Origin of the sequence: Fibrobacter sp. UWR3, assembly GCF_900143055.1 — a bacterium.
Classification (GTDB): Bacteria; Fibrobacterota; Fibrobacteria; order Fibrobacterales; family Fibrobacteraceae; genus Fibrobacter.
In genome coordinates this window covers 103,846-128,751 of the sequence record NZ_FRCW01000004.1, presented here as the reverse complement: position 1 = coordinate 128,751, position 24,906 = coordinate 103,846, and the positions used below count along the sequence as shown (strand labels likewise).

Annotated in this window: 24 protein-coding genes and 3 tRNA genes; 10 read left to right on the top strand and 17 right to left on the bottom strand. The window is 53.1% G+C overall.

Annotated features, from left to right (window positions below; all coding sequences use genetic code 11):
- Positions 1–11: 11 nt before the first annotated feature.
- Positions 12–1,154 (bottom strand): toprim domain-containing protein, encoded by a 1,143-nt coding sequence (locus BUA44_RS06370; protein WP_072809901.1) that lies wholly within the window; start codon positions 1,152–1,154, stop codon positions 12–14.
- A gap of 31 nt (positions 1,155–1,185) precedes the next feature.
- Between BUA44_RS06370 and murB the strand changes: the two genes are divergently transcribed.
- Together murB and BUA44_RS06360 are read left to right on the top strand one after the other, a co-directional pair.
- Positions 1,186–2,124: a UDP-N-acetylmuramate dehydrogenase gene (gene murB, locus BUA44_RS06365; protein ID WP_072809899.1), complete on the top strand. Its 939-nt coding sequence runs from the start codon at positions 1,186–1,188 to the stop codon at positions 2,122–2,124.
- Between the two features lie 122 nt (positions 2,125–2,246).
- Positions 2,247–2,319 (top strand) — tRNA-Ala (locus tag BUA44_RS06360).
- 39 nt (positions 2,320–2,358) lie between these two features.
- Here the strand turns inward: BUA44_RS06360 and BUA44_RS06355 are convergent.
- The 7 genes from BUA44_RS06355 to BUA44_RS06325 form a co-directional block, all read right to left on the bottom strand.
- Positions 2,359–3,612 (bottom strand): hypothetical protein, encoded by a 1,254-nt coding sequence (locus BUA44_RS06355; protein ID WP_143151889.1) that lies wholly within the window; start codon positions 3,610–3,612, stop codon positions 2,359–2,361.
- A 23-nt stretch (positions 3,613–3,635) separates the two neighbouring features.
- Positions 3,636–4,076 (bottom strand): hypothetical protein, encoded by a 441-nt coding sequence (locus BUA44_RS06350; RefSeq protein WP_143151888.1) that lies wholly within the window; start codon positions 4,074–4,076, stop codon positions 3,636–3,638.
- Positions 4,077–4,244: 168 nt separating this feature from the next.
- Positions 4,245–5,699, bottom strand: coding sequence for a sigma-54 interaction domain-containing protein (locus tag BUA44_RS06345; RefSeq protein ID WP_072809892.1), 1,455 nt, complete (start codon positions 5,697–5,699; stop codon positions 4,245–4,247).
- 19 nt (positions 5,700–5,718) lie between these two features.
- Positions 5,719–6,894, bottom strand: a complete 1,176-nt coding sequence (locus tag BUA44_RS06340; protein ID WP_072809890.1) for a protein kinase domain-containing protein — start codon at positions 6,892–6,894, stop codon at positions 5,719–5,721.
- Positions 6,891–7,598: a tetratricopeptide repeat protein gene (locus BUA44_RS06335; protein ID WP_255370474.1), complete on the bottom strand. Its 708-nt coding sequence runs from the start codon at positions 7,596–7,598 to the stop codon at positions 6,891–6,893. The genes BUA44_RS06340 and BUA44_RS06335 overlap by 4 nt, the downstream gene beginning before the upstream one ends.
- Positions 7,599–7,892: 294 nt before the next feature.
- Positions 7,893–8,330, bottom strand: a complete 438-nt coding sequence (locus BUA44_RS06330) for a DUF3332 family protein (protein ID WP_072809886.1) — start codon at positions 8,328–8,330, stop codon at positions 7,893–7,895.
- Positions 8,331–8,413: 83 nt separating this feature from the next.
- Positions 8,414–8,791, bottom strand: coding sequence for an NUDIX hydrolase (locus BUA44_RS06325; protein WP_072809884.1), 378 nt, complete (start codon positions 8,789–8,791; stop codon positions 8,414–8,416).
- A 109-nt stretch (positions 8,792–8,900) separates the two neighbouring features.
- Here BUA44_RS06325 and BUA44_RS06320 point away from each other — a divergent pair, with 109 nt between their 5' ends.
- On the top strand, positions 8,901–10,406 hold the full coding sequence (locus BUA44_RS06320; protein WP_072809882.1) for an extracellular solute-binding protein: 1,506 nt from the start codon (positions 8,901–8,903) through the stop codon (positions 10,404–10,406).
- A 9-nt stretch (positions 10,407–10,415) separates the two neighbouring features.
- Positions 10,416–12,092 carry a sensor domain-containing diguanylate cyclase gene (locus BUA44_RS06315; RefSeq protein WP_072809880.1) on the top strand — a complete coding sequence of 559 codons (1,677 nt, stop codon included), beginning with the start codon at positions 10,416–10,418 and terminating at the stop codon, positions 12,090–12,092.
- Positions 12,093–12,232: 140 nt separating this feature from the next.
- Here the strand turns inward: BUA44_RS06315 and BUA44_RS06310 are convergent.
- Positions 12,233–12,306: transfer RNA gene (locus BUA44_RS06310), tRNA-Pro, on the bottom strand.
- A 98-nt stretch (positions 12,307–12,404) separates the two neighbouring features.
- Positions 12,405–13,139, bottom strand: a complete 735-nt coding sequence (locus BUA44_RS06305; protein WP_072809878.1) for a hypothetical protein — start codon at positions 13,137–13,139, stop codon at positions 12,405–12,407.
- A gap of 629 nt (positions 13,140–13,768) precedes the next feature.
- Between BUA44_RS06305 and BUA44_RS06300 the strand changes: the two genes are divergently transcribed.
- On the top strand, positions 13,769–14,593 hold the full coding sequence (locus tag BUA44_RS06300; protein ID WP_072809876.1) for a PDDEXK family nuclease: 825 nt from the start codon (positions 13,769–13,771) through the stop codon (positions 14,591–14,593).
- A 2-nt stretch (positions 14,594–14,595) separates the two neighbouring features.
- On the opposite strand, the gene BUA44_RS06295 is transcribed toward BUA44_RS06300, so the two are convergent.
- From BUA44_RS06295 to BUA44_RS06270, 7 genes are all read right to left on the bottom strand, one after another.
- Entirely contained in the window at positions 14,596–15,867 is a 1,272-nt protein-coding gene (locus BUA44_RS06295) for a tyrosine-protein phosphatase (RefSeq protein WP_072809874.1), read from the bottom strand.
- A gap of 62 nt (positions 15,868–15,929) precedes the next feature.
- Entirely contained in the window at positions 15,930–16,610 is a 681-nt protein-coding gene (locus BUA44_RS06290; protein ID WP_143151887.1) for an HAD family hydrolase, read from the bottom strand.
- Positions 16,611–16,631: 21 nt separating this feature from the next.
- Positions 16,632–16,826, bottom strand: coding sequence for a hypothetical protein (locus BUA44_RS06285; protein ID WP_072809870.1), 195 nt, complete (start codon positions 16,824–16,826; stop codon positions 16,632–16,634).
- A gap of 7 nt (positions 16,827–16,833) precedes the next feature.
- Entirely contained in the window at positions 16,834–17,868 is a 1,035-nt protein-coding gene (locus BUA44_RS06280) for a hypothetical protein (RefSeq protein ID WP_072809868.1), read from the bottom strand.
- Between the two features lie 74 nt (positions 17,869–17,942).
- Complete coding sequence (locus BUA44_RS06275) at positions 17,943–19,640, bottom strand: beta-galactosidase (protein ID WP_072809865.1); 1,698 nt, start codon at positions 19,638–19,640, stop codon at positions 17,943–17,945.
- 29 nt (positions 19,641–19,669) lie between these two features.
- Complete coding sequence (locus BUA44_RS15275) at positions 19,670–20,098, bottom strand: hypothetical protein (RefSeq protein WP_143151886.1); 429 nt, start codon at positions 20,096–20,098, stop codon at positions 19,670–19,672.
- Between the two features lies 1 nt (position 20,099).
- Entirely contained in the window at positions 20,100–20,654 is a 555-nt protein-coding gene (locus BUA44_RS06270) for a hypothetical protein (protein ID WP_072809863.1), read from the bottom strand.
- A 298-nt stretch (positions 20,655–20,952) separates the two neighbouring features.
- Between BUA44_RS06270 and BUA44_RS06265 the strand changes: the two genes are divergently transcribed.
- The 5 genes from BUA44_RS06265 to BUA44_RS06245 all read left to right on the top strand — a co-directional run bounded on the left by BUA44_RS06265 (position 20,953) and on the right by BUA44_RS06245 (position 24,883).
- Complete coding sequence (locus BUA44_RS06265; protein WP_072810421.1) at positions 20,953–21,270, top strand: type II toxin-antitoxin system RelE/ParE family toxin; 318 nt, start codon at positions 20,953–20,955, stop codon at positions 21,268–21,270.
- 11 nt (positions 21,271–21,281) lie between these two features.
- Positions 21,282–22,292, top strand: coding sequence for an ImmA/IrrE family metallo-endopeptidase (locus BUA44_RS06260; RefSeq protein ID WP_072809861.1), 1,011 nt, complete (start codon positions 21,282–21,284; stop codon positions 22,290–22,292).
- A gap of 19 nt (positions 22,293–22,311) precedes the next feature.
- Positions 22,312–23,643, top strand: coding sequence for a tRNA (N6-isopentenyl adenosine(37)-C2)-methylthiotransferase MiaB (gene miaB / locus BUA44_RS06255; protein ID WP_072809859.1), 1,332 nt, complete (start codon positions 22,312–22,314; stop codon positions 23,641–23,643).
- A 25-nt stretch (positions 23,644–23,668) separates the two neighbouring features.
- The gene (locus tag BUA44_RS06250; RefSeq protein WP_072809857.1) at positions 23,669–24,691 is read left to right on the top strand and encodes an SPOR domain-containing protein; all 1,023 of its coding nucleotides are present in this window, start codon (positions 23,669–23,671) and stop codon (positions 24,689–24,691) included.
- A 108-nt stretch (positions 24,692–24,799) separates the two neighbouring features.
- Positions 24,800–24,883, top strand: a tRNA-Leu gene (locus BUA44_RS06245).
- Positions 24,884–24,906 lie beyond the last annotated feature (23 nt).

Here is a 24,906-nt window from a genome sequence, read left to right as displayed (position 1 = left end):
ATATAGATAAATTACTTTTTCCCGCCGAACCACTCGTTCACATCTTCGCCTTCTTTCATGTTCACGGGAATATTCTCGAGACCATCGCCCAGGATAATCGTGCGGATACCCGCATTGCCGAACACCTGCTGCAGGTATTCCATGCCCTTGCGGCCCGCCTCGTCGTGATCGAGGCACAGCACCACGTTCTTTTCCTTGAACAGCGGGAGCCACTGCACCTTGAAACTGCGGACGCCGGGAATGCCTACCGCCTGCAGGCCCTGCTGCAGCATCGTGAGCGTGTCGATAACGCCCTCGCACAGGTAAATCCAGCCACGCTTCTGGTCGAGCGCAGACATGTTGTACGGGAACGGAATCGTGCCCTTCAGGTGAAGTTCCTTGGGCTCGACGCTCGAATCGACGGCGCGCGCCTGGAAATGCGAAGCCCTACGGAGCGTATCGAGGTACGGGAAAATCAGCGGGTGCTTGTAATAGCGCAGGTTACCCTTCTCGTTGAACAGCCCTACGTACTGGAGCACTTCCAGACTGTAGGTTTCCTTGAGCTGACGGTTCAGCGCATTGTAGTCGGTAATGGTCCGGAGGAGCATCCTATCCCACACAGGCTTGTATATGCGGCGCTTCATGAGGTAGGCCGCCGCGGGCGTACCGTCCACCGGCGCAAGCATCTTTAAAAACGAGAGCACCACCTTCTTGCGTTCGTCCTCGGGAATGAGTTCCTTGGGTTTTTCTTCCAGGAGCGGCTGCAAGTCCTCTTCGCGAGATTCCTGCCCACGGGATTCCTGAACGCGGGAACTGCGCTCTACCGCATTCACCGCCTGCACCGTGCGTTTTTTCGGGGAACCTTCCTGTGCCCTTTTTCCACCGGGCAACAGGAACGGGTAGGTTTCCTTGAGCCAGTCGAGCGCCTCCATAAAGGAGCAGCCCCTGTACTGTTGCACCAGGTCAAACACGTCGCCACGGATATCATCGCACACCCAGCAACGGAACAGCCCGCGGTCCTCGGATATCGAGACCGAAGGCGTACGGTCGCCGTTCGCATGCCGTTGCGGGCAAAAGCAGTGGAACCTGCCCCGCTCGACATCGATGCCCAGAGCCCCGGCAACCGAGGTAATGGAAAGCGACGCCTTGAATTGTTTCAGTTCTTCGCTGGTCATTTGCAGGAATAATAGTAACTATATTTACGGCATGCACGTTCTTGAAAACGAACCGATGAGCAAACACACCTCATTCCGCGTGGGCGGGCCCGCTCGTTACTACGTGAAGGTGGAATGTGTAGCCGACCTGCAAGAGGCGCTCGCGCTTGCCCGCAGGGGCAACATGCCCCACTTTATTCTCGGGAACGGCACGAACGTCCTCGTAAGTGATGAGGGATATGCCGGCGTTATAATAACACTTGCGGGGGAATTTTCGGCCATCGATTCGCCAGACGGCAGAACCTACCGGGTCGGTGCAGGGTGCCCGCTCGGGAAATTCGCCCGCGCGACCCTCAAGCAGGGGCTTTCCGGTATCCACAAGCTCGCGGGAATCCCCGGGACCCTCGGGGGCGCCATCTACATGAACGCGGGCGCATACGGGCAAGAAATCGGGACTTGCTGCACGCAGGTCACAAGCCTCGATACCGCAGGCAACACGCGCGTGCGTACCGCAGGCGAATGCGCCTTCGGGTACAGACACAGTTTATTCCAGGACCTTGCCCGGAATGGTTCCGCAGAAACAATCCTTTCGGCGACGTTCGCGTTCGACCCCGCCACCGCGGGCGACAATTCCACCGGAGAATCGCAGGAGCAAACCGTCGCGCGACTCGAGGCGGAACTTGCCGAATGCATGGCAAAACGCAAGGCGACACAGCCCCTCAACATGCCCAACGCGGGTTCCACCTTCAAGAGGCTCGCACAAGGCGCCGCAGACACACCTACGCAAATCGCCCCCGGCTACTACATCGAGGCGGCAGGCCTCAAGGGCACCCGCATCGGCGGCGCCGAAGTCAGCACGCTACACGCAAACTTTATCGTGAACGCCGGCGGCGCAACCGCAAAGGATATTTCCGCACTTGCAGAACTCGTACAGCAGAAGGTCCGCGAAAAGTTCGGGATTACCCTCGAGCGCGAAATTGTCCTGCTGTAACGCAGGTGCCAGCGCCTGAACCTCCACGCAAGGTCGAGCCTCCCCCATGGCAAAAAATTTGCGGTTTACCCCCGTTTTCGCTTGACGAAACAGGCAATAAAAAATATATTTGGCACACAATCGGGGATATAGCTCAGTTGGTAGAGCGACAGGTTCGCAATCTGTAGGTCATGGGTTCGACTCCCACTATCTCCACGCAAAAGAGGCCGGTATAAACCGGCCTTTTTTATTTTCTTAAAACTCCACTTTTACTCCCGCCTTAAGCGAGGTCAGCAGGCATGTCTCGGGGAAATAGTCCTTGAGCGAATTCGGCAGCACGTACCGCAAGTACGTCTGCTCCGCCCCCAAATAAAGCGTGAGCCAGTTCGGGTTCCAGTTGAACACGAGCCCCCACTTCCCCGAGAACTTCCCCATCTTCTCGTATTCCGCAGAGGCTCCATCCACCAGGAACGCATAGAACAAGTCAAACTTCGTCTCTACAGAAATCTTCGTCTTGAACAAGTAAGAAAGCCTCAACTGGAACGAGGGACCAATCCAGCGGCTCCAGTACCTGTCAAAAGAAAGGTCTTCCGTCTGGTCAAGTTCGGCATACGCGGCATCGATATACGGCTGGAACACGTTCGGATCCCAGCAGAGCGAATCCCCGTTCTCGGCCACACACTTCGCCACGACCTCTTCAAAATTTATTGTCGGGAATGTCTGGTCAATGCAGTTGCCCCAAGCATCGCGTTCACAATCCTCTTGCGAGCTACCGACATAATCCAGAATGTCGAGAAGGTAGTCGGCCTCGTATTTCGCACCCAGGTAGGCAGAGCCGTTCAGCCCCTGGGTTTCGGAGCGGTGCCAGGAACCGAACACGCCCGCGGTCGCCGGGCCATCCTTCCTGTAGTAAATGGATCCCGCCACCCCAAAACGCTGAGCCGTATATCGCGCGATGTCAAATTCCACCCAGCCGTAACCCGCCGGATTGAAATCCCCTTCGCTCGTAATATTGAAGTCCACCCCGATATCCAGGAGCAGGCGCTGCCCGACAAGCGAATACTCCAGCCCCGGAGCCATCGTCCAGTCGTTTGTATCGAGCACGGGCATGTCTTCGTTCGTCACAAACCAATCCGAAACAAACGCAACGCCAAAGGAATGAATCCAGTTGCCCGTAGAAAAATCCAAGTACCCGCTTACCGAGGCGAACAAGTCGCCGCCATTTTCGGAAACGTCTTTTGTAGAACCATATTCGGCATAGTGCAGACCGTAAAAGCCCAAGTTGCCCAAGAAACGGAAAGACACCTCCGAAGTATCCGCATCGCCACCCAGGGCCTCCTCGTAGGCTTCCAGGATTTCGCTGATTTCTTCGGTGTACTCGCCACCCGCATCGCGAGCCTTCTCGAACAGTTCAATAGACTTGGAAACGTCCCCCGCCTCTTCGGCTTCAAGTGCCTGCCTATAAATGTCTTGTTGCGTCTGCGCAAAAAGCGCAGACGCTAACAACACGAGGAATAATGTCAGGGACCGCATTACGGCTGAGGTGGAACCGGCTGGGGCTGCCACCACCAGGGGGGCGGCAGGACAGGCGGATTGTTACCTCGCATCGGATTCATATTCGGAGAATCGGGTCTATCGTAAAACGGTTGACGCTCGCGAGGTTCATTCTTTTGCGGTTTTCCCTCAAAGCGAGATTTTTCGTTCCGTTTTTTCGAAACGTCTTGGCGAATGCCCTGTTTTTCAACATTGGACCTTTCCTTCAGCTTGGAAAGGATCTGTTCGCGGGCCTGCTTGCGTTCTGCACGCATTTTTTGCCATTCTGCGCTTTCTTTAGCGCCTAAGTCCGGGGTCTGGTTAGAAATTTCCGCACTTTCGGCAGGGGTCGGAACACTGGATTCCGGCGCTGCAAAGCCCTGGGCGAACGAAAGCGTCGCCGCGAGGCCTATAATCGATATGAAAGTTGCGTGTTTCATACTCATTACTTAGCAAAAACCGTGCCAGTTTTCCTTTAGGCTTTATTTACTGCTCATTTCGAGCATTCTAGCAAATAATATACATAAAATTCGCGTTCACCCAAAGTAAAATTTCGAGACTTTTTGCTCCTATAGTACTTTTTGTTCCGTTTTTTAGTTTTCAGACCCTTAATTCTTGAAATCTTCCTTTTTTATGCCCAGGCGTTCCATGATTTCGCGCAGCACCTTGCGGTCGATGCCCAAAATCGTCGCAGCAAGAGTCAGGTTCGCATTGCTATCCTGCAGGGCGCGGCCAATGACCTCGCGTTCCACGGTCTCGCGGGCTTCCTTGAGCGTGCGGGGGCTTTCCTTCGCCTCCTTCTGCACCTCGTCAAGCCCGATATCCTTGGGCTGTATAACGCCGTGAACCGCCTGCACCAGGCCCTTCTGGATGCGGTTCTCGAGTTCGCGCACGTTGCCCGGCCAGTGGTAACCGAGCAGCGCCTTTTCAGTATTGCGGCTCATCTTGAACCTGCCACGACCGTACTCGGCACCGTAGCGCTTGATAAATTCTTCTGCAAGCAAAATAACGTCCTGGCCACGTTCACGCAGGGGCGGCAGCTGGAGCGGCATCACCTGGATGCGGAAGTACAGGTCCTCGCGGAAACGTTTTTCACGCACGGCCTCTTCCAAGTCCACATGCGTCGCAGATATCACGCGCACGTTCACCGGAATCTCGCGGTTGTCGCCCACGCGGGTAATGTGCTTCTCCTGCAATACGCGCAGGAGTTTCACCTGCATGTTCATCGGGAGTTCGCCAATCTCGTCCAGGAAAATCGTGCCGCCATCGGCTTCCTCGAAAAATCCCTTGCGGGTATCAATCGCCCCGGTGAACGAGCCCTTCGCATGCCCGAACAGCAGGGATTCTATCAGGTTTTCGGGAATGGCCCCGCAGTTTACCGCAATAAACGGGCGTTCCGCACGCGGGCTGTGGTTATGGATAAAGCGTGCAAACACTTCCTTGCCCGTACCGGTTTCGCCGCGGATAATCACGGGTAGCGGAAGCGTGGAAAGCTTTTCGGCCAGGGCGACAAGGTCTGCCATAGCCTTGCTCGAATAAACAATCCCGTCCTTACGTACAACGTTCTTCAAAACATCGAGCGATTCCTTGTCGCGCAGGCGGTCGTAGGCGGCAAAGGCAAACTTTTCGCACACCGCCACGAACGAATCGAACAGGGCGCTGTCTTCTTCGGTAAAGGGTTCCTCGCGTGCGGCGCGCTGCAGGTACAGGTAGCCGGATTCGCTATCGGGAGTGCGGAACGGGGAAACCATGATACTCGTGAGCTGGTTCTGCACAATAGACTTCGAAAGGTCTGCGGTATCGTCGTCGAGCTGGTTCCACACCACCGCCCGCCGTTCGCTCTTCGCCTGCCTCACCGCCGAAATAGAAATGCTCACCTGCTCCGGGTTCGAAAAGTGGAGGGGCGTCTCGCCCGAAATATCCAGCACTGCGGCATCCGCACGGAGCACGCTTTTCGCCACTTCAAGAATTTTCGAGAAAAGACTTTCGGGCTGTTCCTCGTCAAGGAGGGTCTTCACCACGTCCAGCATCTTTTCCGTTGCAAGCATCGTTTCTGTCTTCATACCTAATTACTCCATTACGTCATTCGGGCCGTTCCGGCACAGGCAGGGATTCCAGCACCTCGCCCGAAATCCGGCCCGCATCGCCCGAAGAATCCGCGACCAGTCCGGTAGCGCCTTCGAGAGACCTCGAGTTGGAAAGTATCTTCGCACCAGTCTCATCGATAGACGGTTGCCTGGGAGCAAGCGCGAAAAACAATACCAACACAAACAATATAAATCCTAATACCCCCGCAAAAACAGCGAATTTGCGGTGACCTGTGGGCTTCGTCACTGCAAATTCGGGAGGCAAGCCGCATTCCGCACCCGCGTCGCGACAATTCGTTCCGATTTTCGCAGCAATGTTCTTGGTAAAGGCATCACGAATGGTTTCCCAGGTGACCGACCCGCGGGAGGCGGCGTCAAAGGCAATCTCAAGCAGTTCGTCGAGTTCCTCGAAATCTTCGGCACGTTCGGCAGGGTCGGCACGTAGCGTCGCCTTCCACAAGGGAGCTAGTGTGGAAAGGATTTCCGCATCCATTCCCTTGCCGTAGAGGAGCGCAGTCACATCCACCGCATCTATTTCCGCCGCGGCCTGCGCAAAGCCATCGAAGCAGTCGCAGTGCAGCAGGTTCTCGCCCGCAACAAGCCGGTAGAGCAATAGCCCCAGGCTGTACATGTCGCTCTTTACCGTGGCGGGCTTGCCCTGGATGCGTTCGGGCGCAGCATACGCGAGGGCGCCCGGGCCCACTATCCCGCAGTCGATAAGCACCGGAGCAGCGTCCGCCGTCACAAGCACGTTGGAGGGGCTCAGGTCCCCGTGGTGAACGTCTTTTTTTGAAAGTTGCGCGAGCGACTGCGCCAGGTTACGTACAAGCGAAATTGCTACCGGCGCGGGAACGCAACCATCCTTTGCTGCGAAGGGGCCCGCAGGGGGATTGCTCGCAGTGGAGATGCTCGCGAGATCCGCAACCGAAACGCCTTCGATAAACTCGTACACCAGGTAGTGACGGCCCGCCTTCTTGCCCGCTTCCATCAGGCGGTAGACGCCCGGAATGCGTTCGCGCAGGAGAGCTTCTACCACACGGGAATCAATCTGAACGCCGTCGGCATACCACTTGAGCACATACTTCTTGCCATCCGATTCAAGCGCGTAGACCTGAGCCTCGCCACCCTCGTGCAACAATGCACAACGGTTCACTCCGGCAAGCACGCTCATAGTTCACCCGCAATGGCAAGAGCCTTGAGTGAATCTTCTGCAACAGCCGTCCAGCGCGCAAGTCCAGCATTTTCGGGCAGCGCCTCGTGCCCCATCGACCATATATCCCACGCGGATTCTATGTCGCCCTCGGTCCAGTAGATATTGCCCAGGTTCAAGTAGGCCGAGGCGAACTTCGGGTTCTTCGTCACGATAAAGACGAAAATCTTCTTTGCTTCCTCGGTGCGCCCGAGATTCCCGAGCACAAGCGCCTTCAGGTTGTAACTGAAGTAGTTCGCGCTATCGAGGGCGATAGACTTGTCGAGTAGCGGGAGCACATCGGCATGCCCGTTGCTTGCAAGCGTCGCGCGCGCCAGGTAGAACAGGCTCGTGGAATACGTTCCGGAAATGCGCCCGCTAGAATCCACGCGCGAAAGGATGCGGAATTCGTTCACGGTGCGCTGCCAGGTTTCAAGAACAGGGACCTTCAGGCGTTCGTTCTCTTCGGCAATGGAATAGTAGGCCAGCGCAAGGCCATAGCGCGCGTCGCGATTCGCCGGCTGCATGTCGAGCGCCTTCGAGAAGTTCGCCACGGCACGGTCGTAGTCGCCAATGCGGAGCGCATCGTTCCCGCGATTCACGTCATCCTCGACGCACGCGCAGAAACAGATTGCAGTAAGCAATACCGCAACCAAGCGTCCAACTTTTGCAAAACGCCTTGCCATACCCCCAAAATACATTAAAATTCAAGAAAAAAGCGGTTTACAACGCAAAAATTGCACTTTTTATTAAAAAACAGGCCAATAAGCAGTATAATGTGAGCCATAAGCGGCACGGCGCAAGCGTGCCGTGTTGGCGACCTTTGACCACTTGGCACTTCAGTGCCTATGTGGGCATGGCCACCTTTAGGTGGGAGCGAGTGAGGAACCGGAGGTTCTCAACCCAAGACGACGAACGAGCGGTTATAAAAAAGAAACCCTGGCATGTGCCAGGGTTCCAAAACATTTCCGAAGTAGAAATTACTTGGCGATGTCGTACTGAGCAACGAGGTTGCCTTCGGCGTCGAGAGCGCGGACAACGTTTTCGTCGCGCTGGAGCGTGAGGCTAGCCTTTTCGCCAGCAGCAGAGGTGAGTTCGACGCTCATGGAGCCATCGGCGTTCTTCACGGCAGCGATGGAGTTGCCCTGGGCATCCTGTTCGAAGTAGGAGTCACCAGCAGCGAGCGGGTTGGAGCCAGTCCAGAATTCGATGGTGTTGAGCACGAGGCCGTCGATGAGGCCAAGGCAAATCCAGTACACACCGAAGATCTGCAGGAAGAAGTGAACGATGGAGTTGAGCCACTTGTTGCCAAGCGTGCCGTTCCACTTGTGAAGCTTTTCGAAGCAAGCGTTGCTGCCATAGCAGCCCGTGAGGGTGATCATGCCAGCGCAAACGAGAGCAGCGATACCTTTTTTCATTTTTTTACTCCTTAAGGATTTGGTTTTATCGTAATTACGACTGAGCAGAAATATAAATAAAAAATATGTTTCTGCACGAATTTTCACGAAAAATTTTCAATTTCTTTGACCATTGTCACACTGTCGGGGTGCAGCCGAAGCCTACAAAGTTTCTCTTTTCGCACCCAACGGGCATCTTTGTAGCCATTTAGGCTCATTTTTGTTTCAAAAAAGTTTACCTTGAATGTAAAAAGCCGGCACCCGGGCACACACGCAGAATCGAACGCGAAAATGGCACGATTCTCGGCCAAAACAGCCGAAATACGGTCAAAAAACGCCGTTTTTACACAATTTTCAAGAGTTTCCCCTTCCGCGAGTTCCTCGGAAGGGAACTCCCAGGCACCCGCGTAAGGCACGCCCGAAGGCCTTTTGCACACAAGCAACTTCCCTTCCCGTTCTGCAATCCCGCAAGCAACAAGCATAAACGCTCCCCTTTTTACGAATTTTTTGCGAAGAATGTACAAAAATTTATTTAATTTGAACAAGGGTACACGCATTTATCGGGGCTTTCCCGAAAAAAAGGATAGGAGTATGAATTTTTCCCTTAAAGGTACGGCTCTCGCACTTGCCTTATCGCTCTCGCCGGCCATCGCCGCCGATACGCTCAGCATCTGGATTATGCCCAACGGCGCCACCCCGCAAGAGAAACTGGAACAACAGCTCGAAAAGTTCACGCAAAAGACTCGTATCCCGACAAAAGTGACCGTGCTCGACTGGGGAGAAGCCTGGAACCGCATTTCTACCATGCTCGAAACCGGGAACGGCACACCCGACGTACTGCAGCTCGGGTCCACGTGGGTCCCGTACTTTGCCGCACGCGGCGAAATCAAGCCCCTGAACGCCTACCTCGACAAGATTGATTCAAATCGGTTCGTGCCCGTCTCGTGGTACACGTCGCACATCGATTCCGACACGAACATCTATTCCGTTCCGTGGTTCATCGACATCCGCCCCGTGCTCGGCAACAAGCGCATCATGGAAAAGTACGGCATTTCGCCCGCCGACATCGAGAGCTACAAGGGTTTCACGAACGCCATCCGCAAGGTGAACGAGGGCAAGGAAATCCTCGAAGACGGTGCAAAGATTCGTGGTTACGCGCTCCCCGGCAAGAGCGACTGGAACATTCCCCACAACTTCGCCCCCTGGGTGTGGAGTTACGGCGGCTCCTTTGTCAAGAAGGACAACAACGGCAAGTGGTGCTCGAACATCCTTGCACCGCAAACGCTCGAAGGGATAGCCAAGTACATATCGTTCGTCATCGACTCGCTGGTCTCTACCGACGCGCTGCAGGCGAACTCCGCGCAAATCGCGCAGCAGTTCAACAACGGCGAACTCGCTTTCATCGTGAGTACAGCAGAAGTCGTGATGCAGACGCGCATCCACAGTTCGCAGGGCGGGCTTTCGAATTCGCGTATCGGGGCGGACGGCGTAATTGTGCTACCTTTCCCGAAGGGAAGTGCGGGCAGCGTGAGCTTTATCGGAGGTTCGAACCTCGCCATTCCCACAAAAAGCACGAACAAGGAAGCAGCCAAGCTGTTGCTCTACCTGACCGAAGACAACAGCCTGGACGACTACACTAAGCAAATCGGGTTCCTCCCCACATCCAAGGCGGTTCTTGCATCCTGGGCCGAAGACGAAGCGTACAAGAGCCTCGTAACGCAGCTGGAAACCGGCAAGACCTACCCGGCACTCCCCGAATGGGGCGAAGTCGAGCAGTCGCTCGTCTGCATGTTCAGCGCCGTATGGGACCACCTGGAACTCCCCGTTCCCTACTCCAAAGAGAAACTCTACCAGATATTCAAGAGCTACTCGGATACCATCAACAACCAGCTCGGCTATACGCCGACAAGCACGACGACCTACGCCGAATTCCAGGAAATATGGGCAAAGGCAATGAACAAGGGCGCCCCAAAGGATACCTCCGACAAAAAGGCCGAGCAGGTCGAAGGGAACGGAGTCAACCCGACCTTCTTTATATTCTTCTTTGTACTAGTCCTGAGTTTCCTTTTTTCGTACACGCGCAAGAGAAAAAGTTAAACTAGAACCATGAGCGAAAAGAAAATCCTAAAACTCTCCAAGAGCATCATCGTCAAGAGCCTGCTGCTCCTGGTAAGCACAATGGCGGTCGTCACCATCGGTGGCACGTACTATTTCGCGAAGCGACAGACCCAGATGACGCTCGAGTCCGCCGACGAGACCAACATCATCCACCTGCAGCAGATGTCGTCGACCCTCCACAACGAGCTGTTCCAGTTCGGCAACCAGCTTACCCTGCTCGCCAAGGCATCCGAAATCAAGAGCATGGACCCGGCCATATCGACCAGCTACCTCAAGAGCTACAACATTTCCCCGCTATTCATATCGGGCGAGAAGGTTTCCCTGTTCGACCGTAACGACAGCCTCATCTGCGACAACGCGATGATTGCGTCTGCCCCCACCAAGTATCCCGTAGACTTCAGCAAGATTACACCGCACAGGCCGTTTATTTCGGGCTGGTACCGCGACTCGGACAACATGCGACCCAAGCGCGCTTTCGCGACAGTCGTCTCGGACAACGCGAAGGGCAACGGGAGTCTCGTGGCCAGCTTCTCGGCGCAGAGGCTCTGGAGAATCCTTTCCGAAAGCAAGGTGGGCAAGAAGGGGTACTACATCGTCATCAATTCCGAAGGCGAGATACTGTTCCACCCCGACCTGGAGACCTGGCTTACCGAGCCTCACAAGATTGCAGAAATCGGAATCAAGGGGTTCGACCCGAAGGCAGACGAGACAAAGGGAATCAAGTTCTACACGCTCTCCGATAACCAGGCCTACCTTGCAAACTACGTGTACGACGCCTCGTACGATTTCGGCCTGCTGTCGCTGCAGCCCAAGTCCGAAATCGACGAACAGGTGGCTTCGCTCCTGCTCGTGAGCAAGGTCATGCTTGCCACGGCGCTTATCGCGATACTGCTCATTTCTTTCTGGCTCTACCGCAAGCTGGTGCTCCCGATGGGGCGATTCATCCAGCACACCATAGAGATTTCGGAAGGCGACATGGAAGCTCCGGATATCGACGTGGGCAACAGGCAAGACGAAATAGGAATCCTCGCGAAGCACTTCAACATAATGCACCACACCATCAAGCGACAGATTGCGGAACTGAACGCGCACCGGGAAATGCTTGAACAGGAAGTGCAGGAACGCACGAAGGAACTCGAGGAAGCGAACAAGAAACTCGACCTGATTTCGCGGACCGACGAACTCACCGGACTTCCGAACCGGCGCGACATGTTGCGGACCATCGACAACGAGATACAGCGCGTGACCCGCTCCAAGAAACCGTTCTGCTTCATATTCATTGATATAGACCACTTCAAGAACGTGAACGACACCTACGGGCATGCCTGCGGCGACGAAGTCCTTAAGCATGTTTCGGCCACAATCCGCAACCTGCTACGCAAGTACGACGTGCTCGCGCGATACGGCGGGGAGGAATTCCTCACGCTGCTCCCGGAAACTGACCTCGAAGGGGCGAAGATTGTCGCCGAGCGTTTCCGCAAGACAATTGAGAACACGACCGTCATATTCGGGAAACTTTCCATCAAGGTGACCATCACGCTCGGCGTCGCGCAATACGACCACGCGCTCGGGGCGGACAAGAGCATCCAGATGGCGGACCGCGCGCTCTACGAAGGCAAGGAAACCGGGCGCAACAAGGTGATTGTCTGGAAACCGGAGTCGTAGGGCCGCGGTTGAATTGCTAGTTGAACTGCTGGTTGATTTGCCGGTCGAAGAACCGCGCAAAATTGCCGGTTGAATTGCCGGTCGAAGAACCGCGCGGATCAGTAAAAAGAAAAGCGCCGCTGAAACAGCGGCGTTTTCTATCGGGATGACTGAATTCGAATCAGCGACCTCTTGAACCCCATTCAAGCGCTCTACCAGGCTGAGCTACATCCCGAGGTCTCTCGTAAGAGTATGCCAAAGTTAGTTAAACTCGGGGCATTTTTCAAGGCAAAAGCCCGAAAAAGGCAAAATTTTCGCCATTTCGGGGCCGGACTACTCGTTCCAGTAGCCGACGATGAGCACTTCCGGAGTCGCCTTCGGGTACTTCTTGCTCTTGAAGGAGACTATCTTCCGGATGCTCTTCTGCTTTAATTCCCAGCCCTCGCGGGTAAGCCCCTTCGTCGAGAGAGTCACCTTGATTCCGGGAACCTTGCCGCCTTCCTTGATCTTGTCGAGCTTGTCGACATTGAGCATCACGGGTTTAGACTTCATCGCAAACTGCTTCGCCGACTCGGGCGAAAGTTCAATATCGGGGCGAGCCTTCTTGTCGGTCTCCCACACGTAGAACGTCCATTCGCGCTTTTCGCCCGCCTTGTAGAAACCAGCATCGAAAAGCTTCTCGCCGAAGAACACGGGAGCCTTCACCACGCCCGAAAGGTTCGCCGTATAGGGCTTACCGCCGGCGGCAACAAGCACGACCGTCGGGTCAATTTTCCCTTCCATGCCAGCGAAGTCCATATCGAACTCGATGGTGACGGTCGCATTCGGGGCAATTTTCTGCGGGAACTTGAAGTTCGACATACCGATGCCCTGCCCGAACACGTTTTCGAGCACGATCTCTGCACCTGTGGTGTTCGCGCCCTGCAGCACGTAGTGTTTCTGGTCGCCCTGAGCAACCTCGCCCATCGGGAAAACCTCGGGAACAAAGCGGATGGCCTCGTCGGCAAAGGAGGCCGCGGCAAAAGCGAGCGCCGCGATGAATGCCGGTTTAAAAATTCTTGAAATCATAGGCAAGAATATAGCAAATTCAACGCAGAGGGCTCGAAAATAGGACTAAACGGCATCTTTTCGCCCATTTAGTCCTATCGCCACTTTGACTGCGACGGCCTCGGTAGGACTAAACCACAATTTCACCCCCGTTTAGTCCTACCAACCTGCAACTTCAAAAAAATTTTCTACCTCTTTCAGCAAAAAATCAGAGGGTTGCGGGGATTCTGCATACAAAAATGGAGGGAGGAGCGCCCGAAAATAGGACTAAACGGCATCTTTTCGCCCATTTAGTCCTATCACCTCTTTGACTGCGACGGCCTCGGTAGGACTAAACCACAATTTCACCCCCGTTTAGTCCTACCAACCTGCAACTTCAAAAAAATTTTCTACCTCTTTCAGCAAAAAATCAGAGGGTTGCGGGGATTCTGCATACGAAAATGGAGGGAGGAGCGCCCGAAAATAGGACTAAACGGCACATTTTCGCCAATTTAGTCCTATCGCCACTTTAACTGCAACAGCCTCGGTAGGACTAAACCACAATTTCACCCCCCGTTTAGTCCTATTTTTTCAAATACCGGCCCAACCACTGGTCTGCGGGCTCCATATTTTATACATTACACCCAACACCATTAATCTGAGGGGAAAAAATGGACAATCATATACCCGAGCTGATTTCCAGGGAATCGCTTTCGTTCCAGGTGGCTGCGCGCCTGCAGGAGTTGCAAGCCCTCCGTAGCGAAAAACAAAAGGCCCTAAGAAATGCACCCAAAGGGCGGCTTAGAATTTCAACAAGCAAGAGCGGCTATCCGCATTTTTACCTTGTAAGCAACAGCAACCTCAACGGAGTTTATGTTCCCGAAAAAGAACTCCACAAGGTTCAGGCAGTCGCCCAAAGGGATTATAACAAAGCTCTTCTTTCGGCAGCAATACGTGAAATCGAATTGCTGGAAAAATTTGCCCAGAAATACAACGGCACCGAGATTGAGGATATCTACAACGCCCTAAATCCAGCCCGCAGGGGACTCGTCTCTCCGGCGATATTGCCCGATGCAAAATACGCCGAACTCTGGCGAAGCCTCCCGTACAAAGCAAAATCCTTCGCAGAAGACACTCCGGAAATTTATACCTCAAGAGGCGTGAGAGTCCGATCGAAGTCCGAGGTCATCATCGCCGATTCTCTAGATAGTGAAGGAATTCCCTTCCGGTACGAATTCCCGCTTACAGTCAAGGGCATGGGCACACTGCATCCGGATTTCTATTGCTTGAACATTCACTCCCGCAAGGAAATCGTATGGGAACATTTCGGGCTGATGGACAATCCGGAATACGCTTCCAACGCAGTCAAGAAAATCGAGCACTACGACAAATCCGGCTATACGCTCGGCGAGAAACTCATCGCAACATTCGAAACATCGACCACCCCGCTTAACGCGAAACACGTGAGGAACGTCATTCGAAAATTCCTGAAGTAGTTTCACTTCATTCGCGCCCTGAGCGAATCAATTTCATACTGTTCCAAGCCAAGCGAGAGCAGGTACTTCTCGGTGGCGGCCGCCAAATCAGCATTCTCGAAATCCGAGATGTCGACTCCCTCCACCTTATACGCATTCCGCATGAGCCTCACAATTATCGCCTGAATGAGTTCCGCCTGCTTTGGCGTCAAAGCGACCTGCACGCCGCCGGTCACGCTGAAGAAATTCTTGTGTGTCGCAACATAATCCGCCTTGATTTCTTCGGCGGTCGCTCCCATCAGTGCCTCTAGCACGGCAATCGTGTACCCGGTGCGGTCCATGCCGTACGTGCAGTGCCATAGGTACGGGCCATCATGTTCTACCATGTAGCGGAGCCCCTTCACGAAGCCCTCCTTGAACGGCGTGTTCGCAAAGCCCGGCAGCACATCAAGGTAAACAACGTTCCGCGTCGCATAATAGGACTGCGCAAAGCCGTTGTACGATTCCGCATATTCCTCGCTATTAGCAAGATTCACAAAGGTCTTGACTCCCGCGACCGCCGCAAGTGAATCCGCATACTTGTTGCGCCCAATCGAGGGGTCCACCGGGCTCGACGAGCGGTAAAGCCGCCCCTCGCCCATTCCCGTCGTACGCACCATCCTGAAATTCGCAAAGTCCGCGACGGAAAGCTCCGGATACGCCTCAATGGAATAGGAAATTGCAAGTGAATTCAGGTTTCCCAGATGTTCCGCATATCCGCCCTTCTCCTTCATCCGGATGGCAACTTCTATCGGGAATTCTGCACCACGCCCGAGACCAATGACCTCCGCCATCTGTCCATAACGGGCTTCAAGCTTGAGATAATTCAGTCCCGAGGAAACATACAAAAAGAATTCGCCCGGAAACACATCGCCATAGCTCGCAACCACGGGAACGTCCAGCGTATCGTACCCTGGCACCATCACCGAAACAACGTCCCCGTAATCGAACTTGGTCAAGAACGAATCCGCGGCAATATCGATATTCAACGACCCAAAGGCAAAAACCTCGAAGGTATCCGTCACAAGCGCCGTAACTGAAATCACACCCGAGGAATCAGAAAAACTTGACGAACTTACTGTAGAACTGGAAGAGACGGAACTTGACGAAACTACAAACGATGAACTCGAAAAGGTTTCTGACGAAGAATTTTCTTCCGAAACATCGGCAAGGGAACTATAGGAATTACTGCAAGCGACAAGGCCGAGAGCCATCACCAATACGAATGTCACGAGGCGTAAAAACTTATAGAGCATACCAAGCACAACTATACAATTTTTTACAAGGCTGTGCGAAGGTGCGCCCCAAAACAAGAGCATCAACGCGTTAAAGAACAAAGTAATTCGCACATTTCGGCGTAGCTTTCGACCACATTCTCCGGGGCAAGCGGGAGCAAGTTCACCGGCTTTCCGAACCCGCAGAACAGCGTAATGCAGTCGACTCCGGCGTTGCGGGCGGCCAGAATGTCGGGCTGGTCATCACCCACCATCACGGTTTCGGCGGGAGCGACACCCGCGGATTCCATGATTTTCAACAAGCCCGCGGGGCTGGGTTTGCGTTCGGGCGTGGTGTCGCCGCAGAGCACGAATTCAAAACGGTCGCGGAGCCCAAAATGTTCCAGCAGCTTGAATGTCGGGCGCTCCGGCTTGTTGGTAAGCATGGCCACGCGGGCAGTCGTATTGCGCAGGAATTCGACAACGCCCGGATTCGGGAGCGTGCGTTCGGTGCAGTGTTCCCAGTAAAAATCCGAATAGACCTTGTGGACCATCTCAACCGTAACGCCCGTGCGGGAAATGTTTTCCGGGAGGGCAGCCTCCCCCATACTCCGCTCGATCAGCTTCATGGAGCCGTTCCCGATAAAGGTCCGCACCCGCTGCTCGTCATGTTCCGGCAGGCCAAAATAGCGCAGCGCATAGTTCACCGCCACGGCAAGGTCGCCGAGGGTATTGAACAGCGTGCCGTCCAGGTCAAAAACGATGAGGGATTTCTTTTGGAGCATAGCGCGCCCAAATGTAGAAATTTACCGCAAGAATTCCATTTCCACAAGAAAACGGTAAAAGCAAAGCGCCGACACGCCCAAGATGAACACAAGCACGATTACGAACTGCACCGGATGCTCCCGGAAACTGTAATCCGCCTTGCCGTAAGAGAACTGCCCGCGCACAACGGCACTCACGAATAGGGCTAGGAACAAAAGGGCAAGCAACAGGGACATCGCAGAATCACTCCACGCCGTAATGCGTTTTCATCATTGCCGCTACTTCGGGAAAGACGCGTTCATCCACAACAAAAGACATTCGGCCTTTCTTGAAAAAGAACTTCAAAGCGCCCTTTTCATCGCGCTTGGTCTTTTGCAGTTCCGACTTGTCGAACGAGAACGTCTTTTCTCCGAAACGGGTGCAAAGCACAAACTTGTCCTTGTACCACCGGATTTCGAAAACATCACTCAAATGATAAAATGCACAGATAAGGACTATGGCGGCAAATAAAAAAGCGAACGCAGCATAGCCCGAGTCCGAAGCCAAAATATTACCAAGACCTAAAAATATATTGAAAAGAAAGGCTACGACATACCAGCCCATGGCGGCGGGGCGCTTCAGCGGCTTGAATTCCGCATAAACCGAACCGTTTTCGCCCAGCACAAGGTCTTTCGGATTTAACTCGTCGTAAATTCTGCACAACATCTTTGTAACTTCAGGAAACGCCTTTTCACGAAGTACAAAAATCCATTTTCCCTTTTTCAGGCAAACGCAAAACCCTTTGTCGTCTTCGTATCCAAACTCCGCAAACACCGATTTATCAAACGAGAGTTCCGTTTCTCCATAGAGTGTCTTTAAAACGAATTTATCCTTATACCATTTTACGGCAAGAACCGTTCTTGACAAAACGAAAATATAAAAGGCAAAACACCCACTCACAAGCAATAACGGCCACAAAGACTTCTGCTCTTCGACAAAGAACATCGCCGCAAAAAACAAAAATGGACCAAGACAGAAGAGCATTCCCACAACAGTTTTAACAAATTCAAACTTGGCAATTTTAAACACAACATAACCAGAGGTTCTTTGCGCAAATTTCACCTCATCGGAATGCTCAAGATAATCAAAGCCGTTTATTTCACCCTGATTCCGTTTCTGGACAGAACCTACTTTACATTCGGCTTCCTCGACGCGACCATAATTCGGATTCGGCGCATCGCACCACAAGCAACACTGCATGTCATCTTCGTATTCTTCACCGCATTTCGGACAAATCATGAAATTCTCCTACAACGAGAAATATAAATTTTTTCACCCAGGTTTCTCAAATCCGAACACCCCTCCATAAAAAATTATTTATGCAGTAGTAGCTTGTTATTCCCTTGAAGGCCGTCGTTGTCAAAGCGGACGGTGGGATTCTTGTCGCTCTTGTAGGCTTCTTCGCTCTCGTAGAGGGATAGGGCTACAGAAACACCGGGCTGGGTTGCGAGATTCGCCTCGCCTGCCGGAAGTGTGCCACTGAATGAGAACTGCCGCGAAGCGCCATCCTTGAACGTTCCCTTGGGAATGCGGACGGTTTTGCCCAACTGCGCAAGAGACACTCCCGTACTATCCACGAATTCCGCGACCATGTAGACATCGAAGAAGCAGGGCGCCACGCCGGTGTTCTTGACGGTAATGCTCAGCGTGTTCGTCGCAGCCTTGCCTGCAGTAGAGCCGGCGGAGTTTTCCGTGGCGGGCGTCGCGACGGTCAAAAGTTCCGCCTGCGTCACGGTAAAATTGTACCCGATGACCTTGCTCATGGAATCCGCCAGCGCCTTGTTGTCCTTGTAGAAATAGTAACCGCAGTCGTTGTCCTGATCCAGAACGTAGTAAGTCAGGTGCGCCGTGGTAATCGCATCCACCCAGCGTTCCGCAGTCCACTTCTGGCTACCTCCGGGAATCAGGTCGTCGTAGGTCAGCATCGTCCTGTAACCGGCGATGTTTTCGGCGATGGTCGGGAGGTTCGCATTGTACGCCCGCAGCAAGGTATCGGGCCTGCCGGGAATGCCGATGAACCCGTCGTCGCGCTTGGTAATGCCGAGGTCCAGCGCATGCGTATAGACATCGCCAAAACCGTTGGAAGGCAGCACCAGCTGGGTTTTCTTGAACACGGACGCATAATAGTCCAGCATGTCCTTCAGCACCGAGTCGGCGGGCATCACGCTCCCCAACATGTGGGAGGCGTGCCATTCGCCCCATTCGCCAAAAGTGCGGACATCAATGTATTCGATACGCGGGTCTCCATCGTATTTTTCGGCCAGGGCCTTCGCGAAATCCTTCGCCGCTTGCAAATAAATCGGGTCATCCCAGACGGGAGCATACGCATGGTATTCCGTCCCGCGCAAGTCAATCTGGATTTTCTTCGCGCCCATCTCATAGACAAAGGGCGGAGTCCAATCGTATTCCTCTTGGGGCGGAAAATCGCTCTTGATAAACGAAGGGGTGTACGGCAGCACGCGCAGGGCGTAAGTCATGTTGTGCTCGGCAAGTGCATTCAGCAGTTTTTCCAGTTCCGTCCAGTCGTAAACGCCCTTTGCGGGGTTCAGCTTGTTCCACTGCTGGTAACCGGAACCGTAAGATACCAGGTCCCACGCCCTGTTGTTCAGGGAACCGTAGGGGCCGTATTCGAATTCCGGGACAAAAGTCCACGCGCCACCGGTCGGCACCGTGAAGCCCTTGTGCGGGTTAGAAAGCGGCCCATCGAAACGCTTGAGCGCGTAGGTGATTTTTGTGGTGTCTGCTTTGATTGCGACGGAAGAGTTGGCGTTACTTGATGATGTCATTCCGGCCTCAGTGCCGGAATCACCGTTTCCACTGCTTGATGAGACTTCTATAGACGAACTCGACTGCGTTACAGACGAGGACGGCACGGCATCCGAAGAACTCGATTCTTCAATCGCGCTGCTTTCTGCATTCTCGGGTCCGGAGCCGCTCGAATCATCGCCACAGGCGACAAGGAGGGCAAATAAGGACGCAAAAAATGCGAGCAAAAACTTTTGGCGATTCATATCAAGTTTCTTTCTTTGCCCTTATCAAATCACGGACAACTAGGTTCAAAATAAAACACGCATGAATAGAGTCTTTTCGAATCCACCCTATAATGACCTGAGCCCCTTTCTGAAATAATGCTATAAGAAGAATCACATGGCGTTTTCACAGTATCAATAACAATATATGTATTGTTCAAATCCTTCCCACTTACAACATAATCCAAAGTATCGCCTAAGACAACCACGCTCAAAGATATGGTGTCTTTATATCCATGTTGAAACGGAATTTCATAAGAAGTACATTTGTCCGAACTACAATTGCTGTAAGAATGCCTATTAGAAAGAATCGTATCAATCTCTGCAACTGATTTTATTTCTATACGTTCCTCAAACCCACCTGCACAATTATCGCAAGCGGTATAGAACAGAGCAAGAATGAATACAAGAACAACAGGTAAAAGCTTTTTGACAATCATATTAATCCTTTTTAATATTCAGCCATTTTTTCCCACAATCATCAATTTTCATAAGCATATAATCATCACATCCAAAATCGCCACAAATAGAAGAAATCAAATAGCCCTCATCTTTTAGAGTAATACTAATCCCGTTAATAAAAACAGGAAGTTTACCCAGCTTACAATTTTCATTCGGTTTTTCACGAGTTGTTTGCACACACACCAATTCACCTGACTCGCATTTTTCATCTGCCAACGAAAATGAAAATTCATTTCCTTCTTCAGCACAAAAAACTTTTCCTCCGCTCATTTTAAGCGATTGTCCAAAAGCACAAAACAGCAAAGAATCCAACCTTTCGTCAAGTCCCAGTTTATCCAAATGACACGTAATCAAATTCTCAGGCGTTAGAGAATTCAGCCAAGCCAGGCACTCCGCCTTGCGTTCTTCTTCAGACACCGCATTACGGTTTTTCGAAGCCTTTTCCGAAGATGAACACGCAACAAGCAAGCCTACAAGCGCCGCTGCAATCATCAGAACAAACTTCCCAAGAAATTTGCTAAAGGGTTCCGTCATATTTTAAGTATAACAAAAAAATTTTCGTGAGCATCAGGGGTGTTGCAGAAACCCCTGCGGCTCAGCCATGACAATTCGCGCAAGCACGATTGTCACGGCATTCGCCTTTGGGGGTGTTAGGGGGCGGGCCACCTAGGCGAGGGGGTGGAGAGCAACGAAGTGCGAACCAGGGGGACGCCTCCCCCTTTAGTTATCAATAAAATCGACCCTATTTTTGTAAAAATAAGACACCCCTTGCGTTTCTTAAAAGTTTTTATTATATTAGAAAACAGGGCTTTTGATTAACGGCGGAGGTTTCTTGAAAGTTGAGTTTAGAGATAAGGATTTGGAACTTTGCGCAATGGATGAGGCTTATGCAATACGGCGAATGGGCAAAAAACGGGCCGTATGCTACAGGAATCGAATCAACACCCTGCACTTAGCTAAAAATTTTGCTGTTTTACCTTCGGTTCCGGGTCATTTTCATGAGCTCGTAGGCAACCGAAAAGGACAATGGGCATGCGACCTTGATCAGCCATACCGATTGATTATTTGTGGCGCAGAACCGAACAAGGCTGTTATTTGGGCTGAAGTTACCGAGGCCGAAGTCGTAGAAATTGTAGATTATCATAAATAGAGAGGAATAACATGGCAGAAGAAAAAGAACTCATTTTGTGGGGAGCAACTTCCCCTGGAGAAATTCTTGAAGAAAAACTTCAAGAAATGAATGTGGATGTTAACGATTTCGCCGCCCGAATCGGCTACACCCCCAAGACGGTAAACGAATTGCTCAAAGCCAAGTGCAGGGTGACGGTAGAAATGGCCTACAGCCTTGAATTTGGGACAGGAATTCCGCAGTATTTTTGGCTAGAAGCACAAAAGCAGTACGAACGGGATCTCTGGCGAGAAAAAATCAAGAAATCCCTCAAGAAAAGTGTTGTTTGGCGCAAGTTCTTTCCTATCGGTGAACTCAATCCGCGCACATGGATCAAGGACTTCAACAACAAAGAAGACGGTGTGTCGCCCATCCTCAAGTTCTTCGGGGTGGCTAGCCCAAAGGCGTGGGAAAATTACTACTACAAGAACCGCCTGAAGGTGGCCTTCCGCATCTCGCTGGCCGAAACCGAAGACCCGTACGCGGCCTCCGTGTGGATGCGCCGCGGCGAAATCCTCGCCGACGAAATCAAGATGGAAAAGCAGAACGACAAGAAGGTGCGTTCCGCCATCAAGAAGGCGATGCCGCAATTCGTGGAACTGGCCAAAAACGATGTTGCCGCATGGGAAGATTTACGCCGCAAGAAGGCCCTGCCCAAGCCGAAGGTGGGCGAAGATTTCATTGACGACGGCATGCACAAGTTGCAGGAACTGGGTGCAAAACTCGGTATCAAGGTGCTCTACGCGCAGAACTTCAAGTCGGCGCCGATTCACGGTATGGCCCGCTGGTACAAGGACATCCCCGTCATCCAGCTTCACGACCGTTTCAAGGACCGCAACGCGTTCTGGTTCACGTTCTTCCACGAGCTCGGCCACATCGTGCTCCACGGCAAGAAGGACATCTTCATCAAGAACGTCTATTACGGCAACAAGAACCAGCAGAAGGACGACGAGGCAAACGCATTCGCGCAAAAATACATGGTGCAGGCAGGGCTAGAAGTCTAAAATTGCTAAATTTACCCGCATGAAAAAATACCACTTGGCCACATACGGCTGCCAGATGAACGAGTACGACTCGGCGATGATTGCCCAGGAGCTCGACATGTGCGGTTGCGTCGAGACGAGCAACCAGGAAGATGCCGACTTTATCATCGTGAACACCTGCAGCGTACGCGAGAAGGCCGAGGAAACCGCCATCGTCAACATCAGCAAGCTCAAGTACTTGCGCAAAAAGAATCCCGACGTGAAGGTGGTCGTTTGCGGTTGCATGGCGAAGAATCGCGGGCCGGAACTTTTGAAGCGCCTGCCTAACGTGAGCTACATCGTGGGCCCAGACCAGTACAAGAAAATTCCGGAACTGCTGCTAGGCGATGCCAAAAGCCCGTTGCACCTGACGCACCACAAGATGTTCATCGACGAGGACCTGAGCGAGAACTACCTGGGCGAATATGCGAAGCTCCAGAACGACTTCAGCACGTTCGTCGCCATCCAGCGCGGTTGCAACAAGCGTTGCAGTTACTGTATTGTGCCGTATCTTCGCGGGCCGGAAAAGTACCGCGAAATGGAAGACGTGCTCGCCGAAGTGCGCAAGGCGGCCGACAAGGGCATTACCGAGGTGACGCTCCTTGGCCAGACGGTGAACGCCTACAAGACGGAAGGCGGCAATTTTGCCGACCTGCTCACGAAGGTTTCTGAAATCGGGGGCATCCGCCGCATCCGCTTTACGAGCCCGCACCCGAGGCACTACACGAACGAACTCATCGACGTGCTGCTGAACAACCCGAAGGTCTGCCACTATGCACACATTCCTATCCAAAGCGGCTCCGACGCGATGCTCAAGAAGATGCGCCGCCAGCACAACATGGAGCAGTACCTCTCGATTATTGAACAGCTGCGAAGCAAGGACCCGTTCTACGGGATTTCGACGGACGTAATCTGCGGATTCGTGGGCGAAACGGAAGAAGATTTCGAACAGACGCTCAAGGCTTTTGAAACGTGCCAGTTCGACTCTGCCTTCATGTTCATCTACAGCCCGCGCAAGGGAACGGAATCGTACAAGGAAGCGGAGACGCTCACCGAGGCCGAAAAGAACGAGCGCCACATGCGCCTGGTAGAACTGCAGAACGCCATCACGCTCAAGCGTAACCAGATGATGCTCGGCCGCACCGAGGAACTGCTGGTAGAAAAGAACTCCGTGCGCGACGAGACGGAACTGCGCGGCCGTACCGACAACTTCAAGAAGGTCGTTTTCAAGCCCGAAGAAGGCCGCATCGTGAAGCCGGGCGACTACGTGAAGGTGAAGCTGGACGACATTCGCGGATGGACGATTAGAGGGAAATTGGTAATTGATAATTGATGATGGATAATTGTGGTGTGAGGTAATGAAGATGAAGTTTTGGAATGTTCGCGGAATTGCCGCTATTTTGTTCTTGATTTGCAGTACAAGTTCACTTGCGCAACCCGCAGCAAATGCCCCCGCAGATTCGCAGGCGACCGTTACAATCGCCGATGCGCAGAAGGCGTACGTGGCCGGCAAGTGGAAAGATGCCGCTCGCCTCTTTGAGCAGGCATGCCCGAACGAGCCCGACTCCGTGCGCACGGAATGCTACCTGTGGAACGTTCTCGCGCTCTCGCAGATTGGCGCCGCAAAGGAATTCAGCACTGCGGGCAAGAGGCTCGACAGCCTCATCAAGAAGACGAACCCGCAAAAGGCCGTATACGCCGACCTCATGATGACGAAGGCGCAGTTCCAGCTGTACATGGGCCGTAACGAGAAGGCCGCCGAGGCCCTGATCCACGCCATCGAGACTTCGCAACCGCACCAGGCCATAGTTCTGCAGAAGGTTTGTGCCGTAGTGCAGTCGAAGGTCAAGAACCCGACCCTCGACGAAACCTGCAAGCGCCTGAGCGAGCCCGGCGTGGATGCTTCGACACCCACGCCGGATCCGACCCCTTCGACCGGCTCAGCAACCGAACAACCTGCCGCAGTTCAGTCTGTAACCGAGCAACCCGCAACTGAACCAAAGGCAGCAGCACAACCGGCCAACGACGCAACCACGGCACCCGCGGCAGAACCCGCGAAAACTGCCCCCGCCGACACTGCCGCAAAGGCAACACCGGCACCGGCGGTCCAACCTGAAAAGCCCGTTCCCGCACCCGCCCCGGAAAAAGAATACTGGATCCTGCAACTCGGTGCGTTCGGCGTGAAGAGCAACGCGGAGCTCCTGGTCAACAACCTCAAAAAACAGGGCATCAAAGGAACCATCGAAGAACGCGTAGGCGAAACCAAGACGCTCTACCTGGTGCAGACCGGCAAGTTCGAGACCAAGGAAAAGGCCGTTGACTTCGGAGCGAGCAAACTCACGCCGCTCAATGTTGAATTCAGGCCCATTTTGAAAAAATAATGCAGCGCATCGGCACGTTTTCGCCTGAAAATTCGCTTATTTTGAGCAAATATCGCCTTTTTCCCTACAAAAAAGGCAAAAACTGTGCTATATTTGTGTTACCCCTAAGCCGGGGTGGTGAAATTGGTAGACGCGCCGGACTCAAAATCCGGTACTCGCGAGAGTGTGAGGGTTCGATTCCCTCCCCCGGCATTACGGATAGAAGTAGGTAAAAC